At 51.5% G+C, this 22,194-nt stretch carries 15 protein-coding genes; 10 read left to right on the forward strand and 5 right to left on the reverse strand.

Going from position 1 to position 22,194, the window contains the following annotated elements; all coding sequences use genetic code 11:
* Positions 1-304 precede the first annotated feature (304 nt).
* From EHT25_RS01140 to EHT25_RS01150, 3 genes are all read left to right on the forward strand, one after another.
* Positions 305-3,868, forward strand: a complete 3,564-nt coding sequence (locus EHT25_RS01140; protein ID WP_124869388.1) for a carboxypeptidase-like regulatory domain-containing protein — start codon at positions 305-307, stop codon at positions 3,866-3,868.
* 280 nt (positions 3,869-4,148) lie between these two features.
* Positions 4,149-6,584 carry a TonB-dependent receptor gene (locus EHT25_RS01145; protein ID WP_124869390.1) on the forward strand — a complete coding sequence of 812 codons (2,436 nt, stop codon included), beginning with the start codon at positions 4,149-4,151 and terminating at the stop codon, positions 6,582-6,584.
* A gap of 221 nt (positions 6,585-6,805) precedes the next feature.
* Positions 6,806-7,768: an amidohydrolase family protein gene (locus EHT25_RS01150; protein WP_124869393.1), complete on the forward strand. Its 963-nt coding sequence runs from the start codon at positions 6,806-6,808 to the stop codon at positions 7,766-7,768.
* Between the two features lie 211 nt (positions 7,769-7,979).
* On the opposite strand, the gene EHT25_RS01155 is transcribed toward EHT25_RS01150, so the two are convergent.
* Positions 7,980-10,244 (reverse strand): mechanosensitive ion channel family protein, encoded by a 2,265-nt coding sequence (locus tag EHT25_RS01155; protein WP_185731249.1) that lies wholly within the window; start codon positions 10,242-10,244, stop codon positions 7,980-7,982.
* Between the two features lie 706 nt (positions 10,245-10,950).
* Between EHT25_RS01155 and EHT25_RS33405 the strand changes: the two genes are divergently transcribed.
* From EHT25_RS33405 to EHT25_RS01170, 4 genes are read left to right on the forward strand one after another with little or no spacing between them, the layout of a single operon-like run.
* The gene (locus EHT25_RS33405; protein ID WP_374756153.1) at positions 10,951-11,184 is read left to right on the forward strand and encodes a sulfatase-like hydrolase/transferase; all 234 of its coding nucleotides are present in this window, start codon (positions 10,951-10,953) and stop codon (positions 11,182-11,184) included.
* Positions 11,160-11,639: a sulfatase-like hydrolase/transferase gene (locus tag EHT25_RS32895; protein ID WP_229311395.1), complete on the forward strand. Its 480-nt coding sequence runs from the start codon at positions 11,160-11,162 to the stop codon at positions 11,637-11,639. The genes EHT25_RS33405 and EHT25_RS32895 overlap by 25 nt, the downstream gene beginning before the upstream one ends.
* A gap of 52 nt (positions 11,640-11,691) precedes the next feature.
* Positions 11,692-12,147: an FAD-binding oxidoreductase gene (locus EHT25_RS01165; protein WP_124869399.1), complete on the forward strand. Its 456-nt coding sequence runs from the start codon at positions 11,692-11,694 to the stop codon at positions 12,145-12,147.
* 31 nt (positions 12,148-12,178) lie between these two features.
* Positions 12,179-15,430, forward strand: coding sequence for a M4 family metallopeptidase (locus EHT25_RS01170; protein ID WP_124869402.1), 3,252 nt, complete (start codon positions 12,179-12,181; stop codon positions 15,428-15,430).
* A gap of 89 nt (positions 15,431-15,519) precedes the next feature.
* On the opposite strand, the gene EHT25_RS01175 is transcribed toward EHT25_RS01170, so the two are convergent.
* Positions 15,520-16,431 carry a ribonuclease Z gene (locus EHT25_RS01175; protein ID WP_124869405.1) on the reverse strand — a complete coding sequence of 304 codons (912 nt, stop codon included), beginning with the start codon at positions 16,429-16,431 and terminating at the stop codon, positions 15,520-15,522.
* A gap of 57 nt (positions 16,432-16,488) precedes the next feature.
* On the opposite strand from EHT25_RS01175, the gene deoC reads away from it, so the two are divergent.
* The 3 genes from deoC (at position 16,489) to EHT25_RS01190 (ending at position 19,439) form a co-directional block, all read left to right on the forward strand.
* Positions 16,489-17,256: a deoxyribose-phosphate aldolase gene (gene deoC, locus EHT25_RS01180; protein WP_124869409.1), complete on the forward strand. Its 768-nt coding sequence runs from the start codon at positions 16,489-16,491 to the stop codon at positions 17,254-17,256.
* A 124-nt stretch (positions 17,257-17,380) separates the two neighbouring features.
* The gene (locus tag EHT25_RS01185) at positions 17,381-18,295 is read left to right on the forward strand and encodes a sugar phosphate isomerase/epimerase family protein (RefSeq protein WP_124869412.1); all 915 of its coding nucleotides are present in this window, start codon (positions 17,381-17,383) and stop codon (positions 18,293-18,295) included.
* Positions 18,296-18,416: 121 nt separating this feature from the next.
* The gene (locus EHT25_RS01190; protein ID WP_124869415.1) at positions 18,417-19,439 is read left to right on the forward strand and encodes a Gfo/Idh/MocA family protein; all 1,023 of its coding nucleotides are present in this window, start codon (positions 18,417-18,419) and stop codon (positions 19,437-19,439) included.
* A 64-nt stretch (positions 19,440-19,503) separates the two neighbouring features.
* On the opposite strand, the gene EHT25_RS01195 is transcribed toward EHT25_RS01190, so the two are convergent.
* The 3 genes from EHT25_RS01195 to EHT25_RS01205 all read right to left on the reverse strand — a co-directional run bounded on the left by EHT25_RS01195 (position 19,504) and on the right by EHT25_RS01205 (position 22,176).
* Positions 19,504-19,911 (reverse strand): STAS domain-containing protein, encoded by a 408-nt coding sequence (locus EHT25_RS01195; protein ID WP_124869419.1) that lies wholly within the window; start codon positions 19,909-19,911, stop codon positions 19,504-19,506.
* Positions 19,912-19,938: 27 nt separating this feature from the next.
* Positions 19,939-20,892 (reverse strand): phosphoribosylaminoimidazolesuccinocarboxamide synthase, encoded by a 954-nt coding sequence (locus EHT25_RS01200; protein ID WP_124869422.1) that lies wholly within the window; start codon positions 20,890-20,892, stop codon positions 19,939-19,941.
* Between the two features lie 108 nt (positions 20,893-21,000).
* Complete coding sequence (locus EHT25_RS01205; protein WP_124869426.1) at positions 21,001-22,176, reverse strand: thiolase family protein; 1,176 nt, start codon at positions 22,174-22,176, stop codon at positions 21,001-21,003.
* Positions 22,177-22,194: the final 18 nt, after the last annotated feature.

The raw sequence follows: 22,194 nt of genomic DNA on the forward strand, positions 1-22,194 counted from the left end.
ATCGAATGACGAATGAATAGAAGGCGAAATATAGGGCCAACTACCTCACAAATGCAATTTCCCGAAGCCCGTAGGAGTCCAAGATAGAAGGGAGATTGCCAACCGGGTTTTGTTTAGACCGACACCAGGACACCCGCAGCCATCCGCTGCTTGCTGGCCGTACCGATGTGATTCTGGCAGTCCTATCTTTCCCATGAACCCTGCCCGTAGGCATTTTTTAGTTAGTAATCGGTTTCATGAAATGGTTTAACCATAAGTATAATTACGTTTCGCAGTTCCTTATAGAGCGGGTAATTGACTAACTATGCGTTGCGCACTCTTCATCGGCTGGATCACTGCCGTTCTGCTTCTAGAATTCCCCCTGCTGGCTCAGGGACAAACAACAGCCGTATTGACCGGCTACGTAACGGATGCTGTAACGGGAAAACCCATGCCCTTAGCCAATGTCTACGTAAATGGATCAACGCGGGGGGCAGTCACCGACGAAAAGGGGTATTATACATTGACCAGCGTGCCACTGGGTACGGTTGAAATAGCCGTTTCATTTGTTGGTTATCAGCCTGCTACGCAGAAAATCCGATTTGATAATACAGCTCCGCAAAAAGCCAATTTTCAGCTGAAAGAAAGTGAACAGATGCTGGACGCCGTAACCGTACGGGCCAATCCGAAAGATTGGGAACGGCATCTGCGTCAATTTAAAAAGCTACTCTTCGGTGAGCCGTTTGGTGGGCAGTGTCAGCTGGTAAACAGCGAAGCTCTCAATTTCAAGGAAGATAAAGATCACCTGTTTGCGACGGCAAGCGAACCGTTAATTATTGATAATCAGGCACTGGGATATCGACTGATTTATGCGTTGCAACATTTCGATGCTGCTTCGTCAGGCAATGTTTTTTCGGCAGGCACGGCCCGTTTTGAAGAATTAAAACCCGAGAATGATCGGCAGGCCAACCGGTTTTGGCGTAACCGGCTGATTGCTTACCAGGGGTCGATCAGGCACTTGATGGCGAGTCTGATTGACAATACATTCAAGGAAGCTGGCTTTCTGGTTTATCAGGAAGATGGCACAAAACCGATGCCCCTCGAACGTCGTTCCATCACACTGGCTGCTGCGGTTAGCGATTATAAGCGTCTGATCCCGGTTCAGGTCTCTACTTTGATTCAACCCGGTCGATTATCGTCCGAACGCCGATTGGTTTCGCCCATGAAACTGATCGTATTCTATACGAATGCGTACTCGGTTTTCTCGCCCTATCCCGATGCTCGTTACGCCTACACAGAAATGAAATTGCCGAGCGGTCAGATGCAGATCACCGTCAACGGGGTGATTACGATGCCTGAAGGAATGGAAGCGAAAGGCTCAATGGGGAATGACCGGCTGTCGACAATGTTGCCCGCCGACTGGAAACCCGACGGTAACGGGAAGGAGTCGGAAAAAGAGTTGCTGCCAAACGGTCCGTTGGCTACTCAGGGGAAACTCGCACCACCTGACGCTTATCTGGAACGTACCAGTGCCGCCTTCAATGAGCGCTTCAAGGTGCTGGCACCTGCCTTGTTTGTGCACATCGATAAACCCGTTTACGCCACCGGTGATCAGCTCTGGATGAGTACATATTTACTCGACGCGGCTAGTTACCAGCGAGCCGCTGGCCAAACAGCCCTGCATGTCGACCTGCTTTCCGCCACGGGGAAACTCGTGCAGCACCAGTGGGTCCGTATCGTTGACGGACGTGGCCAGGGCAATTTCCGTCTGTCGGATACGCTCACAACGGGGACGTATCGCCTTCGTGCTTACACCGATGAAGACGACCTCCAGCGACGCCCGGCTTTCGAGCGGTCTGTGGCGATTTATAATCTGTCGCGGAACGGTTTGTCAATGCCTGCGGATTCGGTCCCTCAGCAGGTAGACATTCAGGTTTTGCCGGAAGGTGGGCGCTGGATTACGGGCTTACCAGCGCGTTTGGGCGTAAAAATAGTACAACCCAACGGACATGGCTTATCCACCCCGGGACGGATTGTCGACGACTTGGGAGCTGAAGTCGTTCGTTTCAAGACCAATGGGCAGGGGATGACTAGTGTGAAGATGGAGCCACAGCCGCAGCGGACGTATTACGCCGAGGTTACGTATAAAAACCAGCCACAACGTGTTTCGCTGCCCAAACCCGAGACCGATGGGCAATTGCTTTCTGTCGATGCAGTCAGCGATACAAACCGGCTGGGATTGACGATCCTGAGTGCTAACCGGGTCGGTATCGACTCGGTTTATATCCTGATTCAACAACACGGTCGGGTAATTGAACAGCGAAAAATCCTCCGGCAAAATGGGGTGGCAAAAATAAGCCTGCCCATCATGAACTGGTTGCCAGGCCTGGCGCAAATCACCCTGTTCGATGCCTTTGGGCAACCGCAGGCCGAGCGATTGGTTTTTGTGCCTGAATTCATGGCGCCGGTTCGGGTGTTGATGGGGTTCAATAAAAAACGGTACCAACCCCGCGAGCAGGTGATGCTCAGCATTAATCTGAGCGATAACGGAGCACCGGCGGTAGCCGCTTTATCGGCGTCGGTTACCGATGCGGGCCAAGTACCCGATGACACCGCCAACGCCACGTTGCGAGCCCACTTGTTGCTAACGGGAGAGCTTCGGGGGCATGTCGAAAATCCCAACCAATACGTAGAGAATCACGCTGCCGAAACCCGTCAGGCACTGGACGACCTGCTGCTGACCCAGGGCTGGCGACGGGTGAGTGGCACGAGCTCGACGGACTCGCTCGGTGGGGTGTCGCTCAGCGGTCGTATTTTGAATGCGAAAAACCAGCCCATACCGGGAGCGCAAATTATGATGGCGTCGACGGCAGCAGGGCAATCGTTTGTAAAATCGGTGGGAGCTGACGAACAGGGGCGGTTTCGGCTAGCGGGGTTGTCCATTACCGATACGGTACAATTAATGACCCAACTCACTGATCGTCGATTAAAAAGTATTTCTGCCCAGGAAGCCTTTCTGGTGCAGGAAGGGCCCGGCAAGGGATGGGAATCGGGTAACCTAATGGGGGCGCCCAATTGGTCGACATTGCGCGCTCAACTGGAAGCGGCCCGCATAAGGCAGGAAGCAAATGCCGATTTTTACCGCGATAAAACGGTGAAAGTGTTGGAAGAAGTAACGGTTCGGGCGCAAAAAAAGGAGGAGAGACCCGAGGATATCCAACGGCGGAGTTTGCATAATAAGGCGGACGCGGTTCTTCTTTTCGATGAGAAATCGCCAACCTACACGAATCTGTATGAAATGATTCAGGGACGATTGGCGGGCGTGACCGTCACGCGCGAAGGAGCTGCGCAGGCGCGTAGCTATAAAGTATTTGTAAGGGGGGTGGGTAGTTTCAAAAGTGGCATGCAACCCTTGTATTTAATGGATGGTGTGCCCATTCAGGATCCTGATGGATCCGCTTTGATGCAATTCAATTCAAGTGATATCGAACGGATCGAATTGCTGAAAAATGGAGGTACGGCTGGAATGTATGGGGTGCGGGGAGGTAATGGCGTAATTGCTTTTTACACCAAAAGCGCACGGTCCAGGCAGGGGAGCGCGAAACCCCAAGCAGGAATGACGCCGGTTCAGTTCATTGGTTTTCCGTCGGTGCAGCGCGAATTTTATGTACCACGCTATGATACGGAAGGAGCGACCGGCACCCTTTCCGGAACCGTCGATTACCGGGACGTATTGTACTGGAAACCAATCATGCAAACCGACGGGCAAGGACATAGCCAGGTACGTTTTCCGCTGTCGGACGTGGTGCGGACATTGCGCGTGGTGATCCAGGGCATTACGACCGATGGTCGTCCGGTATTCGGGGTTCAGCTGGTTCGGGTTCAATAAGGTAGCCGTTCCTGGTCCCGTTCAGGGGCGACGACTCAAAAAGCAATAGACAACCAGCCGTCTAAATATACTACCACTCATCACAAAATCTCATAATTTTATGAAGGTACCTTGCATTGCAAAGTACCTTCTTATACCTTCGTTATGATCATTTGACTGCGGTTTAGTGTTTCCTCGGGTTCGTTACTAGTCTATTTACCAGGGGCTTATTTTAAAAGAGACCAAATCTCTTAACGGGATTTTTATGCCTTTTTGTGTCGGTAAACCTTAAACAACAAATATGAAATCTATACTCCTTCGTCTTCTATCTCTCCTGGCCTGTGGCTTCCTCTGCGCAACCTCAGTTGCCCAATTACCCGCCGGGGGACGAATCAGCGGTATCGTAGCCGATTCGGTCGATAAAAAAGTGATGGACTACATTACGATCAATCTGCTCACTGACCAGAAGGTGGCGGTCAGAGCGGATTTTACCAAGACGGACGGTTCGTTTGTACTCGACCGTTTGAAACCGGGTAACTACGTGGTCGTGTTCGCTGGTGTTGGATATAAGCAGAAAATGATTCCGGTGGATTTGTCCGACACTACCCGACCAGCGGTTAATCTGGGCAAAATCGAACTCGCTCCAGTGACGATTGGCCTGAAAGAAGTGAAAATTACGGCGATTAAACCGATTGTAAAGCAGGAAGTGGACCGCATCACCTACGACATGCAGGCCGATCCCGAAAACAAGGTCTTTAATGCCTTGGAAATGATGCGAAAAGTCCCGCTATTGTCTGTGGATGCGGATAACAACGTTTACCTCAAAGGAAATTCGGATTTCAGGATCCTGATTAATGGGAAACTGTCCAGCATGATGGAGCGAAATTACCGCGACATCCTGCGGACCATGCCAGCATCGTCGATTGAACGGATTGAAGTAATAACAACGCCACCGGCGAAGTACGACGCGGAAGGCCTGGCGGGCATTATCAATATTATTACGCACAAAAATGTCGATAACGGATACAGCGGTACGATTAACGCAAGCGAACGTTTTCCGGTAGGTGGCCCGGGATTAGGCGGCACATTTTCGGCCAAATTCGGCAAACTCGGGATGACCTTCATGACCGGGGGAAATCAGTATCGGACGCCGGATATCCGCACGTCGTCCCAGCGCGATACCAGAGGGACGAATCCGACCCATCTTTTCCAAAACGGCATCACCCGAAACTCGAATTACAGTGGCTACCTGGGCTACGAAATCAGTTACGAAATCGATACGCTCAACCTGGTCAGTGCGCAGTTTAACATCAACGGCAGCAGGGGAAACGGTTTTACCTTCCAGAATTCCCTTCTGAATGCCGACACTGAAATTCTGGAACACTATCAGGTCGATAACCAAAGCCGGGATAATGGCCGCGGAATGGACGCTGCATTGAACTATCAACGGAGTGCGAAAGCGGACAAAAACCGGCTTTTGACGCTATCGTACCGGTATTACGGTTTTACCAATAACCAAAAAGGAAATGTCGCCATGACCGATCGGGTCAATTTCGATCTACCCGATTACCGCCAGTTCAACGACCAGCAATTTTCTGAACAAACCATGCAGGTGGATTATGTGTATCCGGTTAAAAAACTCAACATCGAAGCGGGATTGAAAGCGATCATGCGTGATAACAGCAGTGATTTTCGATTTGAATCGTTTAACTCAGAAAGCACTACGTTCAATCCGGATTTATCCAGAAGCAATCGGTTCACCTATACGCAAAACGTTTTCGGAGCCTATAATACGTATCAGTATACGTTCAAAAAATGGGGGCTGAAAGCAGGAGCCCGGATTGAACAGACCATCGTCCGGGCCGATTTTATTTCCACGGATTCCAAAGTCGATCAGACATATTTCAACGTGGTTCCGTCGCTGGCCATCAACCGTAAACTGAAAAACAATGCGGGGGTCAATTTTGGCTATACCCAGCGTATTCAGCGTCCCGGCATCTACCAGCTCAATCCTTTTGTTGACCGATCAAACCCCAATTTTGAGCGTTCCGGCAGCCCGGCCTTACGCCCCGCTTTTGTGAACGATTTTCAGGTAGGCTATGCGAAGTCGAAAAAAGGCTCCGTGAACGTGGGTATTGGCTATACCAACTTTCGCGATATGATCATGCCGGTAGCGGTTTTTGATCCGGAGACCAACATTACGAGGGCTACTTTCGGAAATACGGGACGTGCGCGGTTGTTCATGGTGCTGCTAACCGCCAATTATCCCATTACCAAAAATTGGAATTTCAGTCTCAACTCCCGGGTTGCCCATGGCCGGGTCTCCGGCGTCGTAAATGGTCAGGCGGTTTCCAATGAGGGCGTGATGTACCAGGCCAATGTATCAACCGGCTACAAACTGCCGAACGGCTGGCGAGTGAATGGAAACCTGACAATGCTGGGTCCGAATATCAACATACAAGGCACAACCAACTCCATGGTAAGCTCCTCATGGAGTGCGAGTAAGGATCTTTTCAAGGACAAAGTGTCTTTCTCGGCGGCCGTCAATAATCCGTTTACCAAATTTCGAAATGCGCGCCGGGAAACCTTCGGCCCGAACTTCAATCAACAGGATATCCGCCGGGATTTTTTCCGCACATTTAACCTCACTCTGAACTACAAATTTGGAAAGTTGAAAGACTCCATCAAGAAAAACAAAAGAGGTATTCGAAATGATGACGTTCAAAACAGTAATTAGAAAAGCGGGTTATTGGGAGGCAGGTATCGGTTCTGAGGATGTGTAAAATAGGGGTAAACCAACCTTCCCAAGTTAAAAACCGTGAACTCTTTACCGGTTTTTAACTTACCTCCTCATCGGCAAACGGATTTAATTGCTACTTTTAATTCGTTTCGATACCTGAAAAATGATTCCGGCCGGTAAGTCATACCGGATCAACCTTTCCCGATCGTTTCTGTACGATGAACCGAAGAAATTTTCTTGCCCTGGCCGCTGGTGCTTCCACTGCGACGGGGCTTTCCTCATTGAGTTGGTCGGCCGAAACCGCCATTCCGATCATTGACACCCACATTCACCTCTTCGACACAACCCGTTCGCAGGGCGTACCCTGGCCGTCAAAAAACGATACATTGCTGTTCCAGCCCGCGCTTCCGGACCGTTACCGCAAGATTGCGGAACCGCTCAACGTGGTAGGCGCTATTGTGGTGGAAGCCAGCCCCTGGCTGGAAGACAACCAGTGGGTCCTTGATATCGCGGCTACGAATAAGGTCATCGTTGGAACCGTGGGCAATCTGGAGCCGGGCCAACCGGTTTTTCGTCAGCAGCTCGAACGTTTTCGGCGCAATCCGCTGTTTCGCGGTATTCGGAACGGAAATCTCTGGGATCATGACCTGCCCGGCAACCTGTCGAATCCCGCGTTTTTTGAGGATCTCGACCTGCTGGCACAAGCGGGACTAACCCTGGACACGGCAAATCCGAATCCTGCTCTGCTGGCGGCCATTGTGCGGGTGACGGATAAAGTCCCGAATCTGCGGATCGTCATCGATCACCTTCCACAATTGACCCCTCCGCCGGAGGCTTCGGCCCGGAAAGCGTACGAAGCTAATCTGAAGGTGTTGGGCCAGAGACCCCAGGTTTATGTGAAGATTTCGGAAGTGTTGCGCCGGGTAGACGGAACGATTCCGCAATCGCCCGGTTTTTACCGGGAACGGCTGGACGAGCTTTTCGGCATCTTTGGTGAAGACCGGTTGCTGTATGGCAGCGATTGGCCAAACAGCGACCATTGGTTGCCGTATCAGGCTGGGTTGAAGCTGGTGAGTGAATACTTCAATGCCAGAGGCCGAACCGTAGCCGAGAAATACTTCTGGAAGAATTCGGTTGCCGCGTATCGCTGGATCAAGCGCAGCCCGTCGCAGCCCGGGTAGAACCGTGCCACAAAATTGGAGGAGAAAACCACCGGTAACCGCGGTTGTCCGAATCAAAACCGCCGGTTCAATCGCCACATCGGCAATCCCGCTCAATTGCCGGCAAGGGAATCCGGCCTTTCTATAATTAATCGGAGAAACGTTCAGACGCTTACACCCGGAAGCCGGAGTTGCGACTCGGGCTTTGATAAGGTTGTCTGTACGAAAATCCTCACATCATTCGAATACCTGCTTCCTTGAACCGGCGGTAGAGGTTCAGCAACATTTCACTCCGAAACTGGTCTTCTTTGTTGACGGAGTTGATCCAGACCCGGACTTTCAGTTCGATGGTGTCGGCGGTAATCGTCGCCAGGAAAATCTCGGGCTGCTGGCGCTTGACGGTCGTCGGATGTTTCGCAATTTCTTCCTTGATCAGCTTTTTCAAGTCGCTGAGTTCGTGTTCGGCATCGGTTTTTATCGTTAGCTCAATGCGTTTGGCTTTGTGGTTGATGGTCCAGTTGATGACCTGACCCGAGAGCAGATCGCCGTTTGGAATAATCACCTCCGAGCCTTCAGTCGTTAGCAGGCGGCTTGAGCGGATGCCAATGTTTTTGACCCGTCCTTTTTTGTTGGCAATCTCAATGAAATCGCCAATCTGGAATGGCTTATCGAAAATGAGAATGATACCCGAAACCAGGTTGTTAACAATGGTTTGCAGACCCAGGCCAATTCCGACACCCAGCGCCCCGACGATGACCGTCACTTTGTCCAGCCCAATACCGGAGGCCACAATGGCGAACAGAAATCCGCCGATGAGCATAAAAAGCCGGATGATCACCAGCCGGGAATCTACTGTATTGATGGCCGATCCAATCTCGTCTTCCGTTTCTCCAAAAAAATACCCGATGTATTTCCGCAAGGCATTGGACAGGTACAACACGATGAAGAACAGCACAATGTTACCCCAGGTAAACTGGGTACTGCCCACTGTTCGTTCCGTGCTCAGAAACCGCTCCACCGCCGAATAGGCGGAATTGTACACGTACAGATTATTGGTAAAAATGATCAGCCAGGCCAGCACAGCAATGAAGCTCAATATCCGGTGCAGCCCAATTTCCAGTTTCGGATAATTAAACCGGGCCGCAATACCCTGTGATAGTTTCCCGCTAACGACCTGAAGCGCAAAAGCTTCTTTGATAATCTGAACCATCGTAAACAAGCCCACGGCCTGGGTTAATCCGTAAATGGATGCTGTCGAGCAGATTTTGGCCAGACTCAGCCGCCCGAAAAGGTTGCAGAAAATGGCCAGCACGTTCAGAATGATGTAGAGGATGGAAACCTGTTTGATAAAACCGGTTAGGGCCAGCGCTTGCCGGATCCGGAACAGAAACAAAAATCCGAACACGACGGAAACGGCATTGAGCAGCAGCAGCCAGAGCCGAAACCAGATGCCGGGATCAATGATGGACGAACGGGTGATGACCACCAGGATATACAACGTAACAATCGCCAGCCAGTACAGAAACAGTTGACGGGGCCAGCTCCGGAAGAAAAGAGCCGTCAGGGCCAGTAACAGGATAAACTGCATCAGCTCAACGTAAACCGCCGGGGGGCGCAGGTCGAAAAATGGGGCAAAATTGAAGACCACGACCAGCACCGAAAAAACCGGAATGGAGTGGAGGTAGCGGAGTTTCAGGTCTTTCCGCACGGTTTCCCGTTGGCCGCGCTGGTCGATGATGTAGAAACTCCGGTAGACCCAGGCAAAAAAAGCAGCTCCGATTAACAGCATGTAAATCCCGTTTCCGGCGCTGCGGTTGAAGTAGTACGCCAGCATGTCGCGCTGGCCTTCATACGAGCGGGTAACGAGGTTGTCCAGGCGATCGTCGGCCCCGGTTGTGGGCGGAATCGCCCAGATAAAGTCGGTTTCCGGCCCGGTTATTTTGACGTTGAATTCCCGAATGCGTTCGTTGACGATGTTGGTCAGTTCACCGGCGGCAAAATAACCGTCCGACACCGTGGCTTGCAGTTGATTGATCCGGGTTAGGTTTTGGTTGGTGGCTTTACTGGCTTCGATCCATTGCTGCCGGAGTTCCTTGAGCGAGTTGAAATACAGCGAACGGTAACTACTGTCGGTGGGTAATACCAGGGTTGAATCGCGCGCCAGGGAAATCAACTGACCGTTCATACCGGATAACTCTTTTTCATATCCCGAAAGGGATGCCCGCCAGTTTTTGAGCTGCGTCTGGATGTCGTCGAGCAGCACCTGAAACATGAGCATGTTCTTCATGTCATGCACTTTGCGATACAGGACCAGATTGGCCCGGATCGACTGGAGGTACGACTGCACTTCCGGCAGATTGTTTTCGATTTGCCAGGTGCTGAATCCCCGGCGGTTCCGATTCCCGATTTCGTTGAGCGCCGTGTGCCCCTTTTCCAGGCGGGCAATGATACTGTCAACCGGGATGCCGGGTTGTGGGATAATCGGCAGACTGTCCACCCGGTTAGCATCACCGGTTTTCTGGGCCTGGAGCGCTGGGGTTAAAACGAGACAGAATAGAAAAATTCTGATAACCAGCCACTTGTTTATTTGCAATGGGTACGCTGAATGGCGTTTATGTAGGCTCATCCGGCAACCTCTTTTCCAATTCTCACTGTTCATTGGGGCATAGACGGTACCTAATAACTACTACGGAACCGCCGAATTGTTCGGATTTCCGAGGTAAGTTGCCTGATGAAAGCCGATGAAAAGACGGAGATTGGCCGTGAAAAATGGAGCGAATTTTGGCAGGATGGAGTCAACTTTGGAGCATTGCCGACCGGTTTTTATCCCTGAAGTTTCCTCTGTTTTCATTTAACCGACATCGAAACGGTCTTCTTAAGCCAACGATGGGTGCATGGTATTCACTACAAATTGTAATTTTTCAAATTTTATTTCTGTACCTGAATTTTGCCTCGCTTGACCGAAAGAATTCAATCATGTGTGAACCGCAAAAGCCAGAGCAACGCTACTCTGGCGCTGTTTTTAAAATTTTAATCTACCTTTGGTATAGATTTATAAAAGATATTTGGTATAAATCTTTTTGCCTTCAATTGCTGCTGCCTCTGAAACCGGTTTTGGTGTAATTGCCGCGTTATCTTCCCCGATTGTGACTGAATAAACTTTCTTTTTCACATCATGTCTACTCGCCATTGTCATTTTTGCGCTGACGGACAATCTGGGCTATTCCGGCCTGAGCGGTTACGGCAAACCCAACATTCGCACGGCCTTCCTGGACCGAATGGCGGCTCTGGGCATTCGGGCGACGAATTATGTCGATACGATGCCGTCCGGCACGCCTTCCCGTGCTTCTCTATTGACGGGGCGGTATCCACCGCGGATGAACCTGTCCGCACCGATTGGCCCCGTTCCAAATTGGGAATTCCGAATCAGAAAGTGACGATCGCCGAAATCTGGAAAACACTGAAAACCAAAGGATTGGCGGGCAATAGATCTTCTTTTCGAGCAACAACGGTCCCTGAAAAAAACGTGTTAGGGCGAAAAGGGCTATGCGTCAACCCTTATCCGCGGTCGACTTATGCCGCCATGACCACGTACATGGACAAAAAAGTGGGCGAGGTGCTGGCGCTGCTGGAAGAACTGAAGCTGGTAGACAACACGCTGATCATCTTTACGTCGGACAACGGCACGACCTTCAACGGCGGCACCGATCCGGATGGGCAACGGGAAGGGCGTAAACGTGGACCTGCGAAAAAACCGATCTGGCGGCTGCGAACCCGGCCATTACGGTCCGGGTTGATGCCATTGTACAAAAAGAACACCAGGCTTCTAGCCGTTTGCTCAATAGACTACACTTCAAGACGGATTTTTGACGACTCATCCGTACGAATGTAGCAATATTACCACCTTGCTTCTACATTCGCTTCCAGTCTGAATTGTCCACACCATGTTGAAAAAAATACTTGTTGGATTTGCGCTTGTAATGGTAGCCGGAACGTCGGAGGCCCAAACCACCGTCTCCGGCTCCCGGTATCCATTTACGTACAAAAACCGCCAGATTGTGGTCGGCAAAGGGGGCGGTTTTACGGGCGCTTCAACTTCATACTATTTACTGGAAAACGGTTACCTGTACGTAAAAACCGATGCCGATTCACTTTTTACCCTAATCGGAAAAAAAACGGCCGCAGCGACCCGGCGCCTTTTCAACGAACTGGAAACCGTCTGCCGCATCAAATCGACCCGGTTTTCGCAACCCGGCAATCGCTATCAGTTTGTCAGCTGGAAAAAGAACCGGCAGGAATATAAAGTAAGCTGGGGCGACCCGCGACAGCCGCCCCCGCCCCGATTTGTTAAATTCTATCAGTCGTTCATGGCGCAGATTCCGGCCTCCAAACGTTCCTGATCCTTCATTTTTACCAACAACAAATACACCCATGAAATCAATTTTATCCACCTTATTTCTGGCGTACACGGTCGGGGCGTTGGCCCAGTCCCCGCAATCCGGTTTTGACCGAAAACTCAAAACACAGGCTCCGACGCCCGGTTTAGCCCAAAAACTGAATGCCGAAGTAGGAACCGCTTCGGTCCGGAAAGGAAGCCCACGGATGGCCGCGGGCGTAACATCCCCGCAGTTCGATGCCCAATCGCTGAAGTTGCGGATTGTGCGCGATACAGCGACCAATCTACCGGTTTATATCGAAAACCATTCACCCGTTTCGGCCAACAAAGGCGCCCGGATGAGCGCCCGCATGTCGGCGTTTTCGTTCATGAATCAGATCAAAGGGCTGCTGAAAATTGAAAAACCGGAAGAGCAATTTGAGATCACTACGACCGAAACCGACCAACTGGGGCAAACCCACATCCGGATGGCGCAGCATTTTCAGGGCATTCCGGTGTACGGCAGTGAACTGGTGGCGCACCTCACCAACGGCACGGTAACACTGCTGAACGGACAGTTTCGACTTGCCAAAAATGCCTCGACAACGCCCCGATTATCATTGAAAGAAGCGACCGACCGGGCGTTTCAGGATGTGGGAAAAGAGTCGATTGTGCGGTCATTCGGGCAGAATATTTTCAATATGAAACCGTCGGAAGGGGCGTTGTGCTTTTATCCGGAAGGTGAAAAAATGACGCTGGCGTATCAACTGACGATTCGTCCGAACATGATCGAACGCTGGCAATACATGATCGACGCACAAACCGGTGCGGTTTTGAACAAATACAACCACACCTGTGGCGTCGACGGACCCGTGAAGGCTTCGGGCAAGGATTTGAACGGCGTGATGCAGACTTTCCAGACGTATCAGTCGGGATCGACGTATTATTTGCTGGATGCGTCGCGCTCGATGTTCGACGCCAAAAAGTCGACGATTCAAAAACCGGTCGGGGCCATTGTCACATACGACGCCCGCAATAAGCAGAATGAAAATGGCAGCTTTTCGATCTACGATGTGACTTCGAAAGACAACAAAACCTGGACGGCGAACGCCATTTCGGCTCATGGCAATGCGGGTTTAGCCTACGAATATTACGAAAAGACGCACAAACGGACGTCGCTGGACGGCAAAGGCGGCACAATGGTTTCGATTGTGAACGTGCTGGAAGATGGCGAACCGATGGACAATGCGTATTGGTCGGGCGAGTTTATGGCGTATGGCAACGGCAATAAATCGTGTAAGCCGTTGGCGGGCGGGCTGGACGTTGCCGGTCACGAAATGACGCACGGTGTGATCGAAAAAACCGCTAACCTGATTTATCAGGATCAATCGGGCGCGATCAACGAATCGATGGCGGACGTTTTCGGCGCGATGGTCGACCGGGACGACTGGCTGATCGGTGACGATATTGTTCTGAAAACCGTATTTCCGACGGGGGCGATGCGCAGTTTCATTAACCCGAATCAGAACGGGAAAGGAACGCGCGGCTACCAGCCCAAGACGATGGCCGAATTTCTGGTGACCAAATCCGATAACGGTGGCGTTCACGGCAACAGCGGCATCACGAACTACGCTTTCTATTTGTTTGCCACCAAAATCGGGAAGGAAAAAGCCGAGCAGGTGTATTACCGCACGCTGACGAAATACCTGACGCTGAAATCACAATTTCTGGATTTGCGGCTGGGTGTCATTCGTTCAGCCACGGACTTATACGGCGAAAACAGCGCGGAAACGAAAGCGGCCAAAGACGCATTCGACGCCGTCGGGATTGTAGAAACGACGCCAAAACCGGACGAACCGAAGGATGTGCCGGCCAACAACGGCCAGGATATGATTCTGCTCTATAGCATTGGCGACCAGAAATTGTACACGGCTCCCCTCAGCACGGGCAACCTGACGGCGCGGATCAAGGCGGAGGTGAAACACCGTCCGAGCATTACCGACGACGGAAAAGGCGCTTATTACGTAACGGCGGATGGTCGGATTCGGGCGGTGACGTTGACCGGCGCAGCCCAGGAAGTGATCATTTCCGACGAACCGATCTGGGACAATGTGGCCATTTCGCGCGATGGAACCAAGATTGCCGCCCTCACCAAAGAAAAAGACAAGTCGATCTGGGTGTACAGTTATGACCTGAAAAAGTGGAAGCAGTTTCCGTTGAGTAACCCGACAACCGCCGAAGGTATTTCGACGGGAGAAGTGGAGTATGCCGATTCGTTCGAGTGGGATTTTGCCGGGGAAGTGCTCATTTATGATGCGTTCAATAAGCTGAAAAGTGGCGACGGCGCCGATATTGAATTCTGGGATGTGGGCATTCTGGACGCCTGGAACAATGACGATAAAGGCTTTGGCAGCGGCCAGATTATCAAGCTTTTCAAGAACCTGGAAGAGGGCGAGAGTGTGGGCAACCCGAGTTTCTCCCGCAACTCGCCGAATATCATTGCCTTCGACTATTACAATTCCATCGACGATAGCTATAAAGTCTGGATCGGCGATTTGAAAACCGGTACGTTGAATACGGTTTTAACGAACACTACTTTGAGTTTTCCGGGCTATTCCCGGCTCGACGACCGGCTTATTTTCAACACATTAAGCGCAAATGGTGACAAGGAACTGGTGGCGTCGCTGGAACTTCAGGCGGATAAAAAGACGTCGAAAGGAGAGGTAAAATCGCTGTACGAAAACGCGAAATGGGCGGTCTGGTATGCGGCCGGAACGCGGGTTGAAACCGGCAAAACCGCCCAGACGATCACGTTCAATGCCATTCCGGATCGGTACGACGGCGACGGCTCGTTCACGCTCTCGGCCACGGCATCCTCCAAACTGGCGGTCAGTTTCGAGATTGTTTCCGGTTCCGCCACGCTTTCGGGAAACCGCCTGACGCCAACCAAACCGGGGGTCGTGACGGTGCGGGCTATTCAGGCCGGAAATGACCAGTTTGCGGCTGCCGCACCGGTGGAACGGAAATTCAATGTGCTGGCTATCACGGGCACTGAACCCACCTGGTCCGATGCGTTGAAACTCTATCCCAATCCGGTCAGCACCTCACTGACCGTCGAATTGCCAATGGGCGAGTATCTTGAAAACCTGACGTTGACAACCGTTTCGGGCGCCACCCTGATTGAGCAGCCGGTTAAAAACCGCACGCACCAATCAACGCTGGATACGAGCCAGTTACCATCCGGTTTTTACGTCCTGAAAGTCCAGACACCTAAAGGTGTTGTACACCGGAAAGTGGTCAAACCCTGATAGCGGTCGGAGACCCTGTCAGCGGTTCAAGAAATTGGAGTTAGGAAAAAAAGTTTAGCCCCTGACAGGGTCGCCGACCGCTGTCAGGGCTAGACTTCCGTCGTTTGTCCTTCAATCGCCAGATACGTTTCCGGGAAAACCGCCCGCGCCTGAACTAGAAACTCATCGGTGACTTTGTAGCGGGACGAAAAATGACCAATCATCAACCGGTTCGCTGCCACCTGTCTGGCTGTGAGAGCCGCCTGGCGCGCGGTAGAATGGAAGTATTTTTCGCTCAGCGCTTCCATATCGTCCAGAAAGGAGGCTTCGTGGTACAGCAAATCGACTCCGCGAATCTGGTCGAACATGGCCTCGTTGTAGCGGGTGTCGGAGCAAAACGCGTAGGAACGGGGTTGGGGCGCGGGCAGCGTGTATTCTTCGGCGCTGTACAAAACCTGCCCCAAATCATCCAAAATATCCTGTCCATCTTTCAACTGCCGGTAAAACGAAACCGGCAGATCGCCGGGTAACTTGTCGGCCATGAGCTTCCGCTTGCGGTTTTTCTCCCGAAACAGAAAACCGGTGCAATCGATGCGGTGTTGCAGTGGAATGGTTTCGACCGTGACGTTCGGATGGTCGAGAATCTGCGTCGGCTGGTGTGGATCGGTTTCCTGAAAATGGATTGGATAATTCAACTTCGTGTCCGAATACCGGAACTGAACCGTAATAATTTCCCATAAGCCGCGCGGGCCGAACAGCCAGAGATCGTCGGTTCGCCCGGCCAGATTCAGGCTGGAGAGAAGCGGAACTAGCCCGAAATAGTGGTCGCCGTGGAGGTGGCTGATAAAAATATATTTGAGCCGACCGGGCCGCAGGTGGTTTTCGATCAGCCGGTACTGCGTGCCTTCCCCGCAGTCGATCAGAAAATAATCCCCCTCAATGGAAAGAATCTGGGCGGTCGTATGGCGATCCGGCACGGGCGTGGCCGAACCACTGCCAAGTATGGTCAGGTTGAATGTCATATTTTTTGTAAACTTGCCGGTAATCCGTTCAGTTTCCAAATTTCAACTTATTCTTTCATGGATACCACATTGATCCACGAGCTGGCCAAAATGATCGATCATTCGTTGCTTCATCCGACGCTGACCGACGACGAATTGCGGGAAGGCTGCGAATTAGCCAAGAAATATGACGTGGCTTCCGTGTGCATCAAACCGTATGCCGTCAAACAGGCCGTTGAACTCCTGGCCGGGAGCGATGTGCTGGTGGGAACGGTGATCGGTTTTCCGCATGGCAACAGCGCGACAACCATTAAAGTGGCCGAAACCCGGCAGGCTTGTCTGGATGGAGCCGTTGAAATTGATATGGTTGTAAATATCGGGAAAGTGTTGAGCAAGGAGTGGGCGTATGTTACCGAAGAAATCCGGGCGGTTCACGACGAATGCATCCGGCACAACGCTATCTTAAAGGTCATTTTTGAAAACGATTTTTTGCCCGAGGATTCCCACAAAATCCGGTTGTGCGAAATCTGCACGGAAGTGGGAGCGGAGTACGTCAAAACCTCGACGGGGTACGGTTTTGTGAAAGGTGCCGACGGGAAGTATTCGTACGAAGGAGCCACCGAACACGATTTAAAACTGATGCTCGATCACGTCGGACCGGGCGTCAAAGTAAAAGCCGCCGGAGGTGTCCGAACGCTCGACGGTTTGCTGAAAGTCCAGGCAATGGGTGTTGCCCGGCTGGGCGCCAGCGCCACGGCGGCCATCCTGGAAGATGCCTACCGCCGGTTTGGCCTCACAAATTCGGACAGCCCGACTGAAGTTATCAACGAATCAAAAGGATATTAATTAAATAGGTTTACGGTTTTTGGTATACGGTTTTCGGTTGGCGGGCCCATTAGTTATACTGTGTGCGTCAGCAACCGAAAACCGTATACCAAAAACCGTAAACGATAAACCATCCAACTAGCTAATGCTGCATCTCGGTTTTGTAAGTGCGATTCTGGCGGATCACGATCTGGAATATGTGTTGAAATTTGCGTCTGAACAGAAGTTCAGGTGTGTGGAGATGATGTGCTGGCCCACGGATAACGCCGATGCAAGGCGGTATGCTGGGGTTTCGCACATTGACGTAGACAATCTGGATGTGCAACACATTCAGAAACTTACGCAAAAATACGGCGTTTATATTTCCGGTTTGGGGTATTATCCCAATCCGCTCGACCCCGATCCGGCCAAGGCGGAATATTACCGGGAGCACATCAGGAAGGTCATTCGGGCGGCTGCGAAGCTGAATGTGCCGGTTGTCAACACGTTTATCGGGCGAAACCCGGGCCTGAATATCACGGAAAATCTGAAGCTGTTCGCCCAACACTGGCCCGAAATAGTAAAAGTGGCCGAAGAAAATAACGTCAAGATCGGCATCGAAAACTGTCCGATGTGGTTTACCGACGACGAGTGGCCGGGAGGCAAAAATCTGGCGACGACGCCCGCCATCTGGGACCGGATGTTCGAGATCATTCCGTCGCGGATTCTGGGGCTAAACTACGATCCGTCGCACCTGATTTTTCAGATCATGGACGAAGTTCGGCCCATTTACGATTACAAAGACCGGCTGCACCACATTCACCTGAAGGATGTAAAACTGTACCGCGAGAAGCTAAACCGGGTCGGAATTATGGCCAATCCGCTGGAGTATCACTCGCCCAAACTGCCCGGTTTGGGCGACGTCCGCTGGCGGGATTTCTTCGCGGCCCTGACCGACGTTCGCTACCGGGGACCGGTGTGCATTGAGGTGGAAGACAAAGCATACGAAGGCAGTGCCGAAGACGTGCAAACCGCCATTCTGACCGCCCGGAATTACCTGAGCCAGTTTCTGGTGCTATAATGATATCGTTTCGGGGAGTTAAGCGGGGGTTATTTGAGGGTAGCGGAGAAAAACTCTGCGTAACTCTGCTCCGCTTAACTCCGCGAAACAACTTAGTTCCCAACTATTCTCCGTAACTCACATGTCGAAATTCAAAGCCGCCCTCATTGGTGGAGGAAGTATTGCCGATAAAAACCACATTCCGGCACTGAAACACTTGTCGGAGCAGGTTGAAATAGTGGCTGTTTGCAGCCGGGATGCCGCGAAAGCCCGCGCGCTGGCCGATCAGCACAGCATTCCGTTTGCGTATTCGGATGCCGGCGAAATGTACCGGGAATGTCATCCGAATCTGGTGGTGATCTGTACGCCCAACAATTTGCATTATCCCTTCGCGATGCAGGCCCTCGAACAGGGCTGCCATGTTTTCTGCGAAAAGCCGCCCGCCATTCGGGCCAGCGAAGCCCGCGAAATGGCGGAGCTGGCCGCTAAAAAAGGACTGGTGCTGGCGTACAACCTGCAACTACGGCAAACCAGTGAGTGGGAGCTGCTGATGAAGTGCAAAGCCAGCGGGCAACTGGGTGAAATTTACCACATTAAAGCCAATTTTCTGCGTCGGCGGGGTATTCCGGGCTGGGGTTATTTTACGAATAAGGAAATGCAGGGCGGTGGCGCTTTGATGGATCTGGGTGTTCACGTTCTCGACCTGGCTTTGTGCGCGCTCGATTATGCGGTCCCGACGGGCATTCTGGCGAATACGTATGATTTCATTGGAAAAACCGGTGGTAAAGGATTGATGGGTTCCTGGGATCCGCAGAAGTTCGAAGTGGAAGATGCCGCGATGGCTTACCTGTCGTTCGCTACCAACGCTTCGATCATGCTTTCGGCTTCATTTGCCCTAAATACGCAAACTGACATTGACCGCAATCTGGAGGTGTTTGGCAGCCGGGGAGGAGCGAAGCTGTTTCCGTTATCCTTGTATACGGAAGTGGCCGGCGAGTTGGCGGATGTTAATTTTCCGTATCTGGAAGCAGTTGATATTCAATTGAAAAACACATCGGCTTTTGTCGATGCCTGCCTTGGAAAACCGTCAAATGTCTGTACGGCGGAGCAGGGAGCGGTTTTGCAGGAAGTCGTGGAGCGGATTTACTTGTCGGCTATTCGGTAGGCGAATCATCCTTGAAACTTATATTCATTATTGATTTCAAGGATGATTCAATTTCGTTTCTATTTTAATCTTCCGCACTCCCCCCAAATTCGTAGCTGTCATCGTCTTCGCTACGGAAATCGTTTTCGAGTTCGTTCATAAAAACCGCATCGATGGCTTCCTCCACCGTGGGCAGAATGGTCAGATCCTGGATTTTAGAGCTGTCCAAAAAACCAATGACGTCCTCACTTTTAGTAACCAGAATCAATAATCCGGATTCATTACTGCACTGCCGGTTAATCTTCCGGATGGTCGGGACGCCTTCCGTTTCAACGTTCTGAACCGGGTTAAAATCGACGATAATATTGCTGTACCCTTCGCGAAAAAGGTTTCGACTGAGCGTTTCGAACGTGGCTGGTACGTCTCCGCCAAATACCGGTTCATTGAGTGTAACGAGCGCATATTGCTCGTTTTTTTCGATGGCGTAATTCATAATAAGGTAAACTTTTCCGTTTCAAAATTAACGAACTGCGAGTGAACGGCGGATATTTTCTTCAATCCGGTTGTAAATATTCTCCGTTTCGGAGCGAACGAAGGGCTGCCCGGTTACGGTTTCGTACAATTCGATGTAGCGGCCGGAAATCTGATCGATCCATTCGTCCGTCATTTCCGGGATCGTTTGCCCTTCTTTTCCCTGAAAGTTATTGGCAATGAGCCATTCCCGCACAAATTCCTTCGACAATTGTTTCTGCTGTAGTCCTTTTTTCTGATTTTCGGCGTAGGAATCCAGGTAAAAATACCGGGATGAATCGGGCGTATGAATCTCATCAATTAAATAAATCTGACCATCCAGCAACCCAAATTCATACTTGGTATCGACCAGGATCAACCCCCGTTCTGCGGCCATTTCCGTCCCGCGGTTGAACAGCGCCAGGGCGTATTTCTCCAGTTGAACATACTCATTTTCAGGGACAATGCCTTGTTTCAGGATTTCCTCCCGCGAAATGTCTTCGTCGTGGCCTTCCTGTGCCTTGGTCGATGGTGTAATGATCGGCTCCGGCAATTTGTCGGCTTCTTTTAATCCGTCGGGCAGTGAAACGCCACAGAGCGTTCGGCGACCCGCGCGGTATTCGCGCCAGGCATGCCCCGCCAGGTAACCGCGAACGACCATCTCGACCGGGTACGACTGGCATTTCAGACCCACACTCACATTCGGGTCGGGAACGTCCAGCAGCCAGTTCGGAACGATATCGGCCGTGGCTTTCAAAAAATGTGCTGCGGTTTGGTTCAAAACCTGCCCTTTGAACGGAATCGGAACGGGTAAAACCACGTCGAAAGCCGAAATCCGGTCGCTGGCCACCATCACCAGGCGGTCGTCAAATTGGTATACATCCCGGACTTTTCCCCGGTAAAAACCGGTTTGTCCGTCGAACTTAAAATTGGTTTCCTTGATGGCTTGTTTCGTTTTCGTCATCTGACTCTGCCCTTGCGTTCAACTTCAACATTCGAAATTCTTCCATTGAAATTGGTTTTCCAACGAAGAAAAATCAATGCAGAAATGGTTGATTAGTTGATAATTAAGTTAAATTTTTTCGATTACGAGCGCCGACGCACCACCTCCGCCATTGCAAATGCCGACGGCTCCGATCTGCCCGTTTTGTTGCTGTAAAATACTCGTCAGTGTCGTCACGATTCGCGCACCGGAAGCGCCCAGTGGATGGCCCAGCGAAACTGCTCCGCCGTATACGTTCAGTTTGTCCTGCGGTATGTCCAGTAATTGACTGCAAGCCAGCGGTACGACCGAAAAAGCCTCGTTGATTTCGTAAAAATCCACATTTTCCGGTTTGACGCCCGCCCGTTTCAATGCCGCCGGTATCGCCAGAACCGGCGCCGTTGTAAATTCGGCCGGTTCGCGCTCGGCATCCGCGTACCCCAGAATCCGGGCGATCGGTTTTAAACCCAGTTCATCCGCTTTTTTCCGGCTCATTACTAACAGGGCCGATGCGCCGTCGTTGATCGTCGAAGCGTTGGCGGCTGTAACGGTTCCGTCGGGTGTAAAAGCCGGTTTGAGCTTTGAAACTTTCTCAAAGATCACATTTTTGAATTCCTCGTCTTCACTGACGGTTTGGATGCCTTTATTCAAAGGTACGTCAACCGAAACAATCTCGGCTCCGAATTTACCCTTTTTCGAAGCTTCGGCAGCCCGTTGATACGACTGGATCGCGAATGCATCCTGCGTTTCACGACTGATGTTGTATTTTTTTGCCGTCAAATCCGCAAAAACGCCCATCGGATGCCGGTCGAAGGGATCGACCAAACCGTCTTTGGCCAGGCCGTCGATCAATTGTCCATCGCCATATTTGTAACCAAAACGAGCTTTCGGAATATAATAAGGAGCATTAGACATGCTTTCCATCCCACCGGCAATGATGACATCGGCCTGCCCCAACTGAATGGTTTGGGCCGCGATCATGATGGCCTTGGTGCCTGACGCGCAGACTTTGTTAACGGTCGTGCAACGGGCGTGAATGGGCAAACCGGCTTTCAAAGCCGCCTGACGCGCCGGAGCCTGACCCAGATTGGCCGAGACGACATTGCCCATGATCACCTCGTCGACCTGTTCGGGTGAAACTCCCGCTTTTTCCAGCGCCCCCCGGATCGCAGTTGCTCCCAGGTCAATCGCCGAAAGGGACGATAAAGCCCCGCCAAAACTACCGATCGGCGTACGAACCGCCGAGACAATCACTACCTCATTCATGTTTAGCGCCTGACTTTT

Origin of the sequence: Larkinella rosea (assembly GCF_003858635.1) — a bacterium.
GTDB classification, from domain to species: domain Bacteria; phylum Bacteroidota; class Bacteroidia; order Cytophagales; family Spirosomataceae; genus Larkinella; species Larkinella rosea.